Raw genomic sequence first — 15,496 nt, forward strand, 5'->3', positions numbered from 1 at the left:
AGCGGTATATGGAATTCAAAAAAATAAACAAACAAGTCTATAGAAAGAAGGTCAACCTAGTGATTGGTGGCTTTGTTGCCTTGCTTGCTATCTCTTCTCTTGCTTTTAGTACGCTATTGATCGTTTTGTTCGGTAATACAGATGTAGTACCTGAACAGTCGACGGGGAACTTTCACTGGAACTTAATTGGTGTTGTGCTCGCCTTAGCCACTTCACTGTCTTTGTTGAACCAATTCAAAACACGCCCTTATATGGAAGAAGTGCTGTATGTCTGGAAACTCAAGCAGCTTCACAACAAGATCTTTCGCAAACTGAAAAGCATTAAAGCCGCTTCTGCTGAGCACGATGTAAAAGCGCTGACGATACTTAAGTTCTACTATACGACTCAAAGTCAGGTGTTTGAGTTAGACAACAACACATTAACGATGAGCAGTGTAAGTAAAGAATTAGAGGCAATTGAACAAATAGAAGCGGCGCAATCACTGGATCTGGATATCACGTGCTTTGAAGAGTCTTGGGTAGACACATATTGATTGCCTATTTGCTACTTGAAGTTAACAACTAAGTACTAAAAATAAGCGTTTGAGTGAGATTTCATCACTCGACGCTTTTTTTTGAGTTTTTTTCTAAAAAAGGGTTGCCAAGAAAAATCATCTCCCTATAATGCGCCTCCGTTGTCAGGGCAAAGCGGAAACGCAAAAGCGGTTGGCAATGAGGCGAAAGAAAAGCTTCTAAAAATTAATTTAAAAAAGTGTTTGACACTAAGAATTAATTCCTTAGAATACGCCTCCGCTTCGATAGCAAAGCTTACGAAGCAAGCTCTTTAACAATATAGACCTATCAATCTGTGTGGGCACTCGTTGATGATAATCCAATTAGAAATTTCTCTTATATAAAGAGCGGTTTCAAATTAGGTTTCAATGATACGAAGTGACCATTGAGTCGAAAGACTCAGCACAGTCAATTCATTATCGTTCTGTTGGAACGATAATAGCTTTAAAATTACATAAGTAGTTTTGAAGTCAGTATTCATTGAGCCTCTCCCTATTTATTTAGGGAATCAAAAACTTTAAATTGAAGAGTTTGATCATGGCTCAGATTGAACGCTGGCGGCAGGCCTAACACATGCAAGTCGAGCGGAAACGAGTTATCTGAACCTTCGGGGGACGATAACGGCGTCGAGCGGCGGACGGGTGAGTAATGCCTAGGAAATTGCCCTGATGTGGGGGATAACCATTGGAAACGATGGCTAATACCGCATAATGCCTACGGGCCAAAGAGGGGGACCTTCGGGCCTCTCGCGTCAGGATATGCCTAGGTGGGATTAGCTAGTTGGTGAGGTAATGGCTCACCAAGGCGACGATCCCTAGCTGGTCTGAGAGGATGATCAGCCACACTGGAACTGAGACACGGTCCAGACTCCTACGGGAGGCAGCAGTGGGGAATATTGCACAATGGGCGCAAGCCTGATGCAGCCATGCCGCGTGTGTGAAGAAGGCCTTCGGGTTGTAAAGCACTTTCAGTCGTGAGGAAGGTAGTGTAGTTAATAGCTGCATTATTTGACGTTAGCGACAGAAGAAGCACCGGCTAACTCCGTGCCAGCAGCCGCGGTAATACGGAGGGTGCGAGCGTTAATCGGAATTACTGGGCGTAAAGCGCATGCAGGTGGTTTGTTAAGTCAGATGTGAAAGCCCGGGGCTCAACCTCGGAATTGCATTTGAAACTGGCAGACTAGAGTACTGTAGAGGGGGGTAGAATTTCAGGTGTAGCGGTGAAATGCGTAGAGATCTGAAGGAATACCGGTGGCGAAGGCGGCCCCCTGGACAGATACTGACACTCAGATGCGAAAGCGTGGGGAGCAAACAGGATTAGATACCCTGGTAGTCCACGCCGTAAACGATGTCTACTTGGAGGTTGTGGCCTTGAGCCGTGGCTTTCGGAGCTAACGCGTTAAGTAGACCGCCTGGGGAGTACGGTCGCAAGATTAAAACTCAAATGAATTGACGGGGGCCCGCACAAGCGGTGGAGCATGTGGTTTAATTCGATGCAACGCGAAGAACCTTACCTACTCTTGACATCCAGAGAACTTTCCAGAGATGGATTGGTGCCTTCGGGAACTCTGAGACAGGTGCTGCATGGCTGTCGTCAGCTCGTGTTGTGAAATGTTGGGTTAAGTCCCGCAACGAGCGCAACCCTTATCCTTGTTTGCCAGCGAGTAATGTCGGGAACTCCAGGGAGACTGCCGGTGATAAACCGGAGGAAGGTGGGGACGACGTCAAGTCATCATGGCCCTTACGAGTAGGGCTACACACGTGCTACAATGGCGCATACAGAGGGCAGCCAACTTGCGAGAGTGAGCGAATCCCAAAAAGTGCGTCGTAGTCCGGATCGGAGTCTGCAACTCGACTCCGTGAAGTCGGAATCGCTAGTAATCGTGGATCAGAATGCCACGGTGAATACGTTCCCGGGCCTTGTACACACCGCCCGTCACACCATGGGAGTGGGCTGCAAAAGAAGTAGGTAGTTTAACCTTCGGGAGGACGCTTACCACTTTGTGGTTCATGACTGGGGTGAAGTCGTAACAAGGTAGCGCTAGGGGAACCTGGCGCTGGATCACCTCCTTATACGATGATTACTCACGATGAGTGTCCACACAGATTGATACGGTTTATAAGTAAAAGAGACGAAGATATCCCAATATCTTCAATCCAGTGTCCCGTTCGTCTAGAGGCCTAGGACACCGCCCTTTCACGGCGGTAACAGGGGTTCGACTCCCCTACGGGATACCATTGGGTCGTTAGCTCAGTTGGTAGAGCAGTTGACTTTTAATCAATTGGTCGCAGGTTCGAATCCTGCACGACCCACCATTTCAAGCTGGGGCTATAGCTCAGCTGGGAGAGCGCCTGCCTTGCACGCAGGAGGTCTGCGGTTCGATCCCGCATAGCTCCACCATCTTGAAAACCTTCTTCCACAAGAAGTAAAACTAATGTGGGCGATTAGCTCAGTTGGGAGAGCACCTGCCTTACAAGCAGGGGGTCACTGGTTCGAGCCCGGTATCGCCCACCATCTTTAAACATTCTCTCTTGAGAGTTTTTAAAAATGGTTTTCATTAGAAAATCTGCTCTTTAACAATTTGGAAAGCTGACAAATCAACAATTTATTGTTGATTGTAAAGTTCTCAATGTTTGTCTTTATGACAAACACCAATAAAACACATTCAAGTGTTCTTGGAATTTGAGTCCGGCAAAATCGAGTCTGCATCATGTATAAAAATTGCAGACAACTTTGGTGACTTGTTCATCAACTCGAAACTCCTTCGGGTTGTATGGTTAAGTGACTAAGCGTACACGGTGGATGCCTTGGCAGTCAGAGGCGATGAAGGACGTATTAACTTGCGATAAGCCCAGATTAGGTAGTAAAAACCATTTGAGTCTGGGATTTCCGAATGGGGATACCCACTTGCATAAGCAAGTATCCTGTTGTGAATACATAGCAACAGGAGGCGAACCGGGGGAACTGAAACATCTAAGTACCCCGAGGAAAAGAAATCAACCGAGATTCCGAAAGTAGCGGCGAGCGAAATTGGACTAGCCCTTAAGCTTTATATGCGTTAGACGAACGGTCTGGAAAGTCCGGCGATACAGGGTGATAGCCCCGTAGTTGACAACGCACATTCAGTGAAATCGAGTAGGGCGGGACACGTGATATCCTGTCTGAATATGGGGGGACCATCCTCCAAGGCTAAATACTACTGACTGACCGATAGTGAACCAGTACCGTGAGGGAAAGGCGAAAAGAACCCCTGTGAGGGGAGTGAAATAGAACCTGAAACCGTGTACGTACAAGCAGTAGGAGCACCTTCGTGGTGTGACTGCGTACCTTTTGTATAATGGGTCAGCGACTTATATTCAGTGGCAAGGTTAACCATCTAGGGGAGCCGTAGGGAAACCGAGTCTTAACTGGGCGTTCAGTCTCTGGATATAGACCCGAAACCAGGTGATCTAGCCATGGGCAGGTTGAAGGTTGAGTAACATCAACTGGAGGACCGAACCGACTAATGTTGAAAAATTAGCGGATGACTTGTGGCTAGGGGTGAAAGGCCAATCAAACCTGGAGATAGCTGGTTCTCCCCGAAAGCTATTTAGGTAGCGCCTCGGACGAATACTACTGGGGGTAGAGCACTGTTAAGGCTAGGGGGTCATCCCGACTTACCAACCCTTTGCAAACTCCGAATACCAGTAAGTACTATCCGGGAGACACACGGCGGGTGCTAACGTCCGTCGTGGAGAGGGAAACAACCCAGACCGCCAGCTAAGGTCCCAAATTATAGCTAAGTGGGAAACGATGTGGGAAGGCTTAGACAGCTAGGATGTTGGCTTAGAAGCAGCCATCATTTAAAGAAAGCGTAATAGCTCACTAGTCGAGTCGGCCTGCGCGGAAGATGTAACGGGGCTAAGCTATAAACCGAAGCTGCGGCAATGAAGTTTACTTCATTGGGTAGGGGAGCGTTCTGTAAGCCGTTGAAGGTGAGTTGTAAAGCTTGCTGGAGGTATCAGAAGTGCGAATGCTGACATGAGTAACGATAAAGGGGGTGAAAAACCTCCTCGCCGGAAGACCAAGGGTTCCTGTCCAACGTTAATCGGGGCAGGGTAAGTCGACCCCTAAGGCGAGGCCGAAAGGCGTAGTCGATGGGAAACGGGTTAATATTCCCGTACTTCTTACAATTGCGATGGGGGGACGGAGAAGGCTAGGTGGGCCTGGCGACGGTTGTCCAGGTTCAAGTGCGTAGGCTGAAGAGTTAGGTAAATCCGGCTCTTCTTAAGGCTGAGACACGACGTCGAGCTACTACGGTAGTGAAGTCATTGATGCCATGCTTCCAGGAAAAGCCTCTAAGCTTCAGATTGTAAGGAATCGTACCCCAAACCGACACAGGTGGTCGGGTAGAGAATACCAAGGCGCTTGAGAGAACTCGGGTGAAGGAACTAGGCAAAATGGTACCGTAACTTCGGGAGAAGGTACGCTCTCGACGGTGAAGTCCCTTGCGGATGGAGCTATTGAGAGTCGCAGATACCAGGTGGCTGCAACTGTTTATTAAAAACACAGCACTGTGCAAAATCGTAAGATGACGTATACGGTGTGACGCCTGCCCGGTGCCGGAAGGTTAATTGATGGGGTTAGACTTCGGTCGAAGCTCTTGATCGAAGCCCCGGTAAACGGCGGCCGTAACTATAACGGTCCTAAGGTAGCGAAATTCCTTGTCGGGTAAGTTCCGACCTGCACGAATGGCGTAATGATGGCCACGCTGTCTCCACCCGAGACTCAGTGAAATTGAAATCGCTGTGAAGATGCAGTGTACCCGCGGCTAGACGGAAAGACCCCGTGAACCTTTACTACAGCTTGGCACTGAACATTGACCCTACATGTGTAGGATAGGTGGGAGGCTTTGAAACCAGCACGCCAGTGTTGGTGGAGCCGTCCTTGAAATACCACCCTTGTAGTGTTGATGTTCTAACGTCGACCCCTTATCGGGGTTACGGACAGTGCCTGGTGGGTAGTTTGACTGGGGCGGTCTCCTCCCAAAGCGTAACGGAGGAGCACGAAGGTGGGCTAATCACGGTTGGACATCGTGAGGTTAGTGCAATGGCATAAGCCCGCTTGACTGCGAGAATGACAATTCGAGCAGGTGCGAAAGCAGGTCATAGTGATCCGGTGGTTCTGAATGGAAGGGCCATCGCTCAACGGATAAAAGGTACTCCGGGGATAACAGGCTGATACCGCCCAAGAGTTCATATCGACGGCGGTGTTTGGCACCTCGATGTCGGCTCATCACATCCTGGGGCTGAAGTCGGTCCCAAGGGTATGGCTGTTCGCCATTTAAAGTGGTACGCGAGCTGGGTTTAGAACGTCGTGAGACAGTTCGGTCCCTATCTGCCGTGGGCGTTGGAAGATTGAAGGGGGCTGCTCCTAGTACGAGAGGACCGGAGTGGACGAACCTCTGGTGTTCGGGTTGTGTCGCCAGACGCATTGCCCGGTAGCTAAGTTCGGAATCGATAACCGCTGAAAGCATCTAAGCGGGAAGCGAGCCCTGAGATGAGTCTTCCCTGATACTTTAAGTATCCTAAAGGGTTGTTCGAGACTAGAACGTTGATAGGCAGGGTGTGTAAGCGTTGTGAGGCGTTGAGCTAACCTGTACTAATTGCCCGTGAGGCTTAACCATACAACACCCAAGGGGTTTTGATGGACTCAATGTAAGAACATTGAATGTGTTAAGAACGAAAAACAGCTTTCCAGATTAAAGAATTTGCTTGGCGACCATAGCGATTTGGACCCACCTGACTTCCATTCCGAACTCAGAAGTGAAACGAATTAGCGCCGATGGTAGTGTGGGGCTTCCCCATGTGAGAGTAGGACATCGCCAGGCTTTAATATCGCTTTTAGATAAATCTAAAGGCAAAACTGAAATTTAGCATTATTTAAGTAAGACTAAATTTTAGTAACAATTTGTGGAGAGATGGCTGAGTGGTTGAAAGCACCGGTCTTGAAAACCGGCATACGTTAATAGCGTATCTAGGGTTCAAATCCCTATCTCTCCGCCACTACACAGAAAGCCCGTTGAGAAATCAACGGGCTTTCGTCATTTCTGACGTTTGAGAATTAGACGGGATTTGCATCAAATCTCTAGTCGATCGAGTCCCAACTCTCAGAACGATTAAGAAGCCTCGCTAGAAATAGCGGGGCTTTTGTCGTTTTCAGTATTTGAAAATTAGCTAAAGCCTTACCATAACGGGAATTTGAAAACGAACAGGTTGCAGTGTCACCTATTATCTATAATGGTGATTGCCCTAAGCTTAACTTTATGAATTTTAGGTACAAAAAAGCCCAAGCTAACAGCTCGGGCTTTTCAGTAATCGTTGCTTGGTCGAGTTATTAGAACTCTTTTGGAGCAAAACCTGTCATTACGTCTAGGCGAAGCTCTTTACCAACTTTAGTCAGTGGGTGAACGATAACAAGACCTTTCACACGCTTCTTAAGTTTGCCGATATCCGCTTGTTCCGCTTTAGTGATTTCACGAGAGAATGGCATATCAAGCAGGCTCTTACGCTCTTTGTTTAGCTCGTAAGTTTGCTTATGCTTAAGTTGGTTCAGTTTCTTTGTTAGATCTTCAACTTCATTCGTGAACTTAGTAATCATTTCGTGATCACCACGAGAGCGAGCCGCATCAAGTTTACGTTGGCAAGTATCTAAACGGTTGTGCAGCTTTTGAATATCAGTTTTTATGCTCATGGTAATTAGGCTCAAATTTTTATTGGTCGAGGAGTATAGCATAGCTGAAATTCAACGCTCTACTATACTGCTCGATCAAAGGATTTAGTTGATCAGTTCATTGCCTGACGCATTGCCCGCAAAGAAAGCATCAACGTTGTTTAAAGTTACTGAAGCTATGTTGTTCAGCGCTTCATGAGTCAAGAAGGCTTGGTGCCCTGTGAACAATACGTTGTGACAAGCGGATAGGCGGCGGAACACGTCATCGACAATTACGTCGTTTGATTTGTCTTGGAAGAATAGGTCTTTTTCATTGTCATACACGTCTAAACCTAGTGCGCCAATTTTGCCCTGTTTTAGTGCTTCAATAGCGGCGACTGAATCAAGCAATTCACCACGGCTAGTATTAATGATCATGACGCCATCTTTCATTTGAGAGAAGGCTTGCTCATTCAATAAGTGGTAGTTTTCTTCGCTCATAGGGCAATGGAGAGAAATGACGTCTGCGTTGGCGTAAATTTCTTCGAGAGAACAGTAGCGAGCGCCCATTTCTAGTGCAAGTGGGTTTTCATAAGGGTCATAGCAAAGCAGTTCCATGCCTAAGCCTTTGAAGATACGCATAGTCGCGATACCAATTTTACCGGTGCCAACAATGCCTACGGTTTTTCCATAGAAGTTGAAACCGACCAAGCCTTCTAGGTTGAAGTTTGCATCACGTGTACGCTGATACGCTTTATGTAGTCGGCGATTCAGGCACATCATCATACCGACCGTATGCTCAGCGACGGCTTCTGGGGAATAGGCTGGAACGCGAACTACTTGCAGGCCTAGCTCCTTTGCAGCCTCTAAATCTACTTTGTCAAAACCAGCACAGCGCATAGCGATAAGCTTAGTACCGTTTAGAGAAAGCTGTTTAAGTACAGGTGCAGATAAGTCATCGTTAACGAAGGCACATACCACTTCACAACCTTGCGCCATTTTCGCTGTTTTAGAGGTCAATCGAAAATCGTGATAGTGGAACTCGAAGTCCCGATGATTTTTGATTTTATTGAAAGAGGCTTCGTCATAGGATTTTGCACTGAAAAAAGCGATGTTAAGCATAATACCCTCTCTATTTGTGCTGAATTTATAAAGTAATCTCCTTATAAAGTAATATAACTTGGTTGCAATAAGTAGTGATATTTGTACATATTAAGTTTGCTTTGGTATTACCTTATGATTAGCATGGCTGCTCTTTGGTGTTCCCTTAAGTTGTAAGAGTTAGGCGTTCTGGCGATGTCAGTAAAATGGTTGTCTTTAATCTTGTGTTGTTTTTTTATCCCTCTTACGCAGGCTGCTGTAGATTTGGTCAAAGTAGACAAATCTAAGCGCAGAATGTACCTAATGGAAAATGGCGAGGTGGTGAAAGAATACCGAATTGCGTTAGGCGCTAATCCCAAAGGACACAAACAGCAAGAAGGGGATAATAGAACCCCAGAAGGTGATTACACCCTAGATTATGTGATTAATGATTCTGCTTTCTATCGTTCTGTCCACATCAGTTACCCAGATGCGATTGACCGTTTGGAGGCCCATCGACGAGGTGTATCTCCTGGTGGAGACATAAAGGTTCATGGTCTCAAGAATGGTGAGACGCAATCCCCTCAGTTTATTCAAAGCTTTGATTGGACCAATGGTTGTATCGCTATTACCAACGAAGAGATGGATGAGTTTATCAAGTTGGTCAAAATGGGAACCCCAATTACCATTGAATGGTAATGAAGTTCCAGATTCCAATATTATGAATTAGACATGAATCGGCTAGGGTGATCGCTAAAGATGCCATCCAAGGCTGGTAAGTGTTTTAGCTTATTTGGGTTGTTGACCGTATAGCACATCACCTTATAGCCCGCTTGTTGTAGTTTATTGATTTGGCGTGAACGCACCCAGTTAATATTGAGGTTGCAGCTGTAAGCATTTACCTCTTCCAGCAACAGCTTATCTTGACGAGTAAAGAACTCACTTAATACTCCTAACCGATAGCCAGTACAGTGCTTGTGTAGTGCTCTAATCACATCATGACTAAAGCTTGATAAAAGGATGCGCTCATGAGCTAATGGACTTTCAGAGAGCGTTTGAGCGACTATTTGAGCAACATCTTCTGCGGAATGGTGATCGACTTTTACTTCAATATTGAGGTTCAGGTTATTTTCTGCTGCGAGCTCTAGCAGCTCTGATAATGTCATGATGGATTCATTGACAAACTCATCGCTAAACCAGCGACCAAAATCCAACGTTCGAAGTTCTGATAAGGTCATTTGGTCAACTCGACCTCGACCATTGCTACAACGGTTTACTGTGTGATCATGACAAACTACCAGTACGTTGTCTTTGGTTGGTTGAACATCTACTTCAACCCAATGCAGTCCCATATCAATGGCGGCTTGAATACTGGCTTTCGTGTTTTCTGGATACTTACCTGCCACACCTCGGTGGCCAATCAATAGCGTTGTCATATACGTCTATTCTCAATAAGAAACTGCAAAGAATTGTACTCCTTTTTCGTTTCTAGAGTCGAAATGTATGGGATTATTTTTTATTTATGAACACGAAGAAGAAATGGCCATCATTTAAACTCGATCGAATAGAGAAAGACTAGCTTAGATAAGTATTCTAGGTATCATAAAGTCATTGGACTTTTATGCTCTCGCAGCCCACGCTTTTAGGGTGAATATTAAGAGAGGGTGTAACTATATTTTCAGGGAGAGAAGTATGAAGATTGGTGTAATTGGCGCTGGTGCCGTTGGTGTTGGAGTATGTAACTACTTACTGACCATGGGTAGCGTAAGTGAATTGGTTCTACTGGATCAGAACTTAGAGCGTGCCGAAGGGGAGGTTTTCGACTTCCGTCATACTGCTGCACTTACGTTCTCTAAAAACACTCACATTATTCCTACCGATGATTATCTAGATCTCCTAGGTGCTGATATTGTTGTGATTACTGCAGGCGCGCAGATTAAACAAGGCCAGACTCGAATCGATATTGCGGAAATTAACGCTAAGATTGGTGTTGAAATTGCTCGAAAGATTGAGCGAGTTGCTCCTAAAGCAACATTGATTGTTGTTTCTAATCCTTGTGATATTGTCGCACACTTCATCGCGGCTAATACTGGTTTCGATAACAACAGAGTCATTAGCAGTGGCTGTGTGATTGATACGGCACGTTTGATGAGTATCGTCGCAAATCGTGTTGATTTGGATCCTAAGAACATTTTTGGCTACGTTCTTGGTGAACACGGTAGTAACTGCTTCACGCCTAAAAGTCTCATTTCCATCGCAGGGCAACCCGCAGACTACTATTGTGATACACACCATATAGCGCGTATTGATGCCGATGAATTACTCGAAGCTGTCAAACAAGCTGGTTACGAGATCTTTCGCCGTAAACAAAATACGGTTCATGGTATTGCCGCGAGTGTATTTCGTATTATTCAGGCTATTAAGATTAATGAGCGTTCCGTCCTTCCTGTCGGTACCATGATGACCGGGCAATATGGGGTAGAAGGTGTGGTGCTCAGCTTACCGACAATTGTTGGTAAAAAAGGTGCAGAGTCAGTACTTACTCACCCATTTACAGATGAAGAATTGGAAACCTTGTATTCCATTGGTAGCAACTTGCGCGGTATCGTAGAAGATGTTGCTAAAGTGACAGGTCTAAAGTGCTGATTTAGCAGATATTATATATAACGAACAAAACTTGAATTAGCTCACTGAAAAGTGGGCTTATTTGTGCTGTTTTTCGAAATAAAAACCACAAAAACTATGGTTGTTTAATGTGTAAATGAGTAATAGAATGCGAACCATTTTTATTTGAGTGGTAATTGAACATGTCTCGAGTTTTGATCGTAGATGACGACGTTCCGTTGTGTGAATTGTTAGAGGCAGTATTGCAAGAAGAGGGTTATACCGTTTCTTCTGTGCATTGCGGTGAAAGTGCGTTGCAGTATATGGAAAAAACACCAGTTGACTTGGTTCTTCTTGATGTGATGCTGCCAAACTTAAATGGTATGCAAGTTGCTCGTCGTATTTGTCAACGCTTTGCCACTCCGATTCTGATGCTCACCGCGCTAAATGATGAGAATTCAATGTTAGATGGCTATCAAGCTGGGGCCGACCAGTACATCGGTAAGCCATTTAATGTCGCTGAGCTGTTGATGCGCATAAAAGCGATTCTTCGCCGAGTAGGTTTGGAACGTCAGCGACAAGCGATGTGCAGCACTGTGCAAAGTATTAGTGGTCAACTAAATAGCTTGCCATTGACAGGTACTGAAGCTGATTTGCTTGGTTATCTGGTTAAAAATCAGGGTATTGTGGTCTCTAAAGCTGAGCTGCAAACCGAAGTTTTAAAGAAAGAACTAAGCCCGTTTGATCGTAATCTGGATATGCATATCAGTAATATACGTCGAAAACTGGTGGAAGCTGGTTTGTCTAAACAGCATATTAAAACGTTTCGTGGTAAAGGTTATAGCTACCTAGAGGCTGTGACGAGCTAATGAAGTTTGTGTGCCCATCCTACATCGCTAAGCGCAGAGACAGCCTTGCATTTCAACTTTTTAGTTATATGACGGCCATCGTCATTAGCATTTTGGCCGTCCAAGCTGTTGCTGAGCAAGCATTGGTTAAAGCGATGCTTAAAGTGCCAGCAGCAGTCAAAACTGAAATGCTGGATTTGGCTCATCAAGCCAACGTGTTGATTGAAGAGGGGGACATGGATGAATTGGCGGATTGGGCCAATGCCCAGCATTTTTATTTGTTCGTTTTAAATGAAAACCAACACCCAATAACGCATCGCCTAATGCATCCTCATTTTGAGTTTAAGTTGAAATTCAAAAGGACTTTAGACGAGCAGCTAGAAGGTAAAGTCAGTAGACCTATTTTCAGTATTCCTCTTATTGGTAACAATAGCTTGGTCATTCAGCTACCGCACCGTTTGCACCCAGCCCATGATTTCATTCTCTACTTTTCAATACTTAAGGTAATCATTGCTGCGGTCATTTTAGCCCTCTTTTCGCTGTTGATGGCAAGGAATCTACAACAGCCTTTGGATCGACTTAGAGAAGCCAGCAAGAAGCTGTCGGCTGGTGATTTCAACGTGAGCGTGGTTGCTGAACTGAAATCAAACACGCGCGAGTTCAATGAACTGGCTCGAGACTTTGATCACATGACCAAAGAGATCCACTCGTTGGCGGAAAAGCAACGTCGTCTAATTCGCGACGTGTCTCATGAGTTACGTACGCCTCTTGCCCGTCAGAATTTGGTATTACACCTGTTAAGAAAGCGTGTCGGTGATAGTGAACAGAGTTTAGTGAATCGTATGGAAGAAGAAGCCAATGAGCTGAATCATCTGATAGGAGAGATTCTGGAGTTCAGTCGGTTAGAAAATGCACGCTACGATACGGAGTTAAAACGCAGTGACTTGGAGCTCTTGCTTGCCCCTCAAGTAGAGCGTTGCAAAATAGATTTGAAAGCTGAGCAGAAGCTTTCATTTGATTGTGAAGCAACAAGAACAAAGGCACAGTGTGATGACACTTTAGTGGTTCGATGTTTAAACAATCTGATTGGTAATGCGATCAAGTACGCAGGGGATACTGCTCAGATTGATGTTTCGTTATCGAATAAAACCGCCGATAAGCATAGTTATTTGGCGGTGACCATTTCTGATGATGGTCCTGGTATCCCAATAGATAAACTGTCAGATATATTTGACCCATTTACCCGCTTAGATGCATCTCGCGACAAAAAGCTCGGTGGTTATGGCCTAGGGCTAGCGATAGTAAAAGAGTCGATGAGAATGATGGGGGGCAAAGTCATTGCATCTAATCGCCCTGAAGGTGGACTTGCAGTTACCTTGCTGTTCAGACAGTAGGCTAAATCATAGTAAAGGGAAAAATGTGATTTACATCTAGTTCACGAAGCAAATTGAACACGACCTCTTTACAAACCTTTACGAATGCAAAGAATGTAAATTTAATGCAAATGGTAATGGTTGTCATTTATATTCACTGCCGAAATAATTAAAAGGGAATCGCGTTGTTTAAGATGCGACCCGAAAATAGTCGGAGTGAAAGGATATGTTTACTAAGAGCCAATTGGCATTAGTGATCGGTGCGGTGTTAGCAGCGCCTGCAGTGGCAGAAGTTCAAACAACAGATGAACACCTCGTAGTTGAAGGCCGTGAATTTGGTTACAAAGCGGATACCAACACAACAGCAATGCGTATGGAAATGACGCAACTGGAAACTCCAGGGCAAGTTGCTGTTATTGATGAAGCAGTAATCGATGAGCAACGTGCAAGCACACTAGGTGAAGTTCTACAAAATGACGCGAGTGTTAGTGCGGGCGGTACAAGCCGTAACCGTGAGCGCTTCTCACTACGTGGTTTTGAACTAAGCAGCTCAGATGGCTTCCTACGCGATGGTCGTCAGCACTGGTCTCACTACCGTCAACCAATTGAGCTTTTAGAGCGAGTTGAAGTTCTTAAGGGTCCTTCAGGCCTACTTTACGGTAAGTCTGAGCCGGGTGGCCTTGTGAACATGGTCTCGAAGAAGCCAACAACAGAAACGCAAGCAAGCTTGAGCCAAGATATCGGTTCAAACGATCATTCTCGTACAGTACTAGACGTGAGTGGTGCATTGAATGAAGAAGAGACGCTACGTGCTCGCGCCATTCTTGCAAAAGAAAGCTACGGCTCATGGCGCGAATACGGTGACGGTACCGAGCCAGAAACGGACCGTGCTGTTGGTGGTTTAGTTGTGGAGTACGACATCACTGAAAACGTGATGGTTTCTGCACATTATGACCGTACCAAAGATGAAGGCAGTGTGGATTCAGGTGCTTACATCGTAGACGGTAAGCCTGTGCTTGGAGACAAGTATATTTGGGATGCACAATGGTCGAAGATCGATAACGATGTAGAAAACTACGGTATCGACATTAACGCGCAAGTTACAGATAACGTAAATGTGAAAGCGGGTTATAACCGTCAAGATTTCAAACGTTTTGATGTGGAGTCTTACCCGAAATTCGATATGTACGAAAAAGACGGTACGGTTAAGCACAAAGGTAACGAGCGTTCTGATAACTGGGTATTTGATACTGCGTACGTAGATGTGACGACAGATTTTTCACTATTTGGCACAGAAAACACGCTTTTAGTTGGCGCAAACTATCTAGATTACAGCTACGACCGTTTTATGGCTTTCCATGACCAAGCATACGTCCCTGCGGGCGAAACCGTTGTTAAGCCAGAGCCAACAAGCTCTAAAAAGTGGCCGACCAGCGAATATGATACTTGGGGTATCTACGCGCAAAACATGATGACAATCAACGATTATTGGCAAGTACTAGCGGGTGTTCGTTACGATGAAAAGCGTAGTGATACATTAACTGAGAGCCAAGTATCACCAAAGCTGGGCGTTATCTTTCATCCTGCGAGCAACGGTTCAATCTATGTCCAGTACTCTGAAAGCTTTATGCCACAAGGTGCGGTGAGTGATACTGACTTTACCAATGATGGTGAGGAGCTAGAAGCTGAGCGCGGTATTTCTTACGAAGTAGGTACTAAATGGGAACTGTTTGATGAGCGTTTATACCTAACTGGTGCGTTGTTTGACATTACTTTGGAAAATGTTCGAATAGATGTTAACGATCCAAACAATCCTGGCATGGAACTAGCGACGCAAGATGGTGAGCAAGTGCACCGAGGTGCGGAGATCCTAGCGCAAGGTTTCGTTACTGATGAGCTATCTCTGACTGCTTCTGCAATGTACTTGGACGCAGAATTGACCAGAAGTAAGTACTACCAAGGCAACCGTCCGGCAGACGTTCCAGAGTTTTCAGCAAGTGTTTGGTCGAGCTACAAAGTTCAGAATAACACCAACGTAAACCTGGGATTGATTTATGAAGGTGAACGCTACGGCGACGCGGCGAACACATTTAAGAAAGATGGGTATGCACGTATTGATATGGGCGTGTCATACACACACAAGTATGATGAGAAGTTGGACATAGTAACTCGATTCAACGTGGAAAACCTATTCGATACTGACTACTTAGCAGGTGGTGGTAGCACAAATGGTAATCAAGCGGGAGCGAGTAATGTAGTGATAGGTGAGGGTCGAAACTACATGGCGACAATCCAGTTCAAATACTGATAACAATCTGATTTTTAAAGGGGAAGAAGAGTCTTCCCCTT

9 protein-coding genes, 5 tRNA genes and 3 rRNA genes are annotated in these 15,496 nt (G+C 45.4%); 14 read left to right on the forward strand and 3 right to left on the reverse strand.

Features of this window, described 5'->3' with window-relative positions:
- Positions 1-8: 8 nt before the first annotated feature.
- From BSZ04_RS05075 to BSZ04_RS05120, 9 genes are all read left to right on the forward strand, one after another.
- Positions 9-533, forward strand: a complete 525-nt coding sequence (locus BSZ04_RS05075; protein WP_088879739.1) for a DUF3087 domain-containing protein — start codon at positions 9-11, stop codon at positions 531-533.
- A gap of 538 nt (positions 534-1,071) precedes the next feature.
- Positions 1,072-2,624 (forward strand): 16S ribosomal RNA (locus tag BSZ04_RS05085).
- 89 nt (positions 2,625-2,713) lie between these two features.
- Positions 2,714-2,789, forward strand: a tRNA-Glu gene (locus BSZ04_RS05090).
- A gap of 2 nt (positions 2,790-2,791) precedes the next feature.
- Positions 2,792-2,867: transfer RNA gene (locus tag BSZ04_RS05095), tRNA-Lys, on the forward strand.
- A gap of 9 nt (positions 2,868-2,876) precedes the next feature.
- Positions 2,877-2,952, forward strand: a tRNA-Ala gene (locus tag BSZ04_RS05100).
- A gap of 38 nt (positions 2,953-2,990) precedes the next feature.
- A tRNA-Val gene (locus BSZ04_RS05105) sits at positions 2,991-3,066 on the forward strand.
- A 261-nt stretch (positions 3,067-3,327) separates the two neighbouring features.
- Positions 3,328-6,217, forward strand: a 23S ribosomal RNA gene (locus BSZ04_RS05110).
- A gap of 87 nt (positions 6,218-6,304) precedes the next feature.
- Positions 6,305-6,421, forward strand: a 5S ribosomal RNA gene (gene rrf / locus BSZ04_RS05115).
- Together the 16S, 23S and 5S rRNA genes with 5 tRNA genes alongside form the textbook arrangement of a ribosomal RNA operon.
- An 84-nt stretch (positions 6,422-6,505) precedes the next feature.
- Positions 6,506-6,596: transfer RNA gene (locus tag BSZ04_RS05120), tRNA-Ser, on the forward strand.
- A 331-nt stretch (positions 6,597-6,927) separates the two neighbouring features.
- Here BSZ04_RS05120 and BSZ04_RS05125 read toward each other — a convergent pair.
- Positions 6,928-7,284 carry a YibL family ribosome-associated protein gene (locus BSZ04_RS05125; RefSeq protein WP_071235255.1) on the reverse strand — a complete coding sequence of 119 codons (357 nt, stop codon included), beginning with the start codon at positions 7,282-7,284 and terminating at the stop codon, positions 6,928-6,930.
- A gap of 84 nt (positions 7,285-7,368) precedes the next feature.
- On the reverse strand, positions 7,369-8,364 hold the full coding sequence (locus BSZ04_RS05130) for a 2-hydroxyacid dehydrogenase (protein WP_010453311.1): 996 nt from the start codon (positions 8,362-8,364) through the stop codon (positions 7,369-7,371).
- 174 nt (positions 8,365-8,538) lie between these two features.
- On the opposite strand from BSZ04_RS05130, the gene BSZ04_RS05135 reads away from it, so the two are divergent.
- Positions 8,539-9,021 carry a L,D-transpeptidase family protein gene (locus tag BSZ04_RS05135; RefSeq protein WP_010453309.1) on the forward strand — a complete coding sequence of 161 codons (483 nt, stop codon included), beginning with the start codon at positions 8,539-8,541 and terminating at the stop codon, positions 9,019-9,021.
- Positions 9,022-9,041: 20 nt separating this feature from the next.
- Here BSZ04_RS05135 and BSZ04_RS05140 read toward each other — a convergent pair whose 3' ends face one another.
- Positions 9,042-9,758: a glycerophosphodiester phosphodiesterase family protein gene (locus BSZ04_RS05140; protein WP_038883185.1), complete on the reverse strand. Its 717-nt coding sequence runs from the start codon at positions 9,756-9,758 to the stop codon at positions 9,042-9,044.
- 256 nt (positions 9,759-10,014) lie between these two features.
- On the opposite strand from BSZ04_RS05140, the gene BSZ04_RS05145 reads away from it, so the two are divergent.
- The 4 genes from BSZ04_RS05145 to BSZ04_RS05160 all read left to right on the forward strand — a co-directional run bounded on the left by BSZ04_RS05145 (position 10,015) and on the right by BSZ04_RS05160 (position 15,455).
- A complete protein-coding gene (locus BSZ04_RS05145; RefSeq protein WP_088879741.1) occupies positions 10,015-10,968 on the forward strand; it encodes a lactate/malate family dehydrogenase in 954 nt (317 codons plus the stop codon).
- 161 nt (positions 10,969-11,129) lie between these two features.
- Positions 11,130-11,795: a response regulator transcription factor gene (locus BSZ04_RS05150; protein WP_010453303.1), complete on the forward strand. Its 666-nt coding sequence runs from the start codon at positions 11,130-11,132 to the stop codon at positions 11,793-11,795.
- Entirely contained in the window at positions 11,795-13,168 is a 1,374-nt protein-coding gene (locus BSZ04_RS05155; RefSeq protein ID WP_038890574.1) for a sensor histidine kinase, read from the forward strand. Before BSZ04_RS05150 ends, BSZ04_RS05155 begins: the two co-directional genes overlap by 1 nt.
- 205 nt (positions 13,169-13,373) lie before the next feature.
- Entirely contained in the window at positions 13,374-15,455 is a 2,082-nt protein-coding gene (locus tag BSZ04_RS05160; protein ID WP_088879742.1) for a TonB-dependent siderophore receptor, read from the forward strand.
- The last annotated feature ends 41 nt before the right edge of the window (positions 15,456-15,496 follow it).

Source organism: Vibrio rotiferianus (assembly GCF_002214395.1).
In the GTDB taxonomy this organism is placed as follows: Bacteria; Pseudomonadota; Gammaproteobacteria; order Enterobacterales; family Vibrionaceae; genus Vibrio; species Vibrio rotiferianus.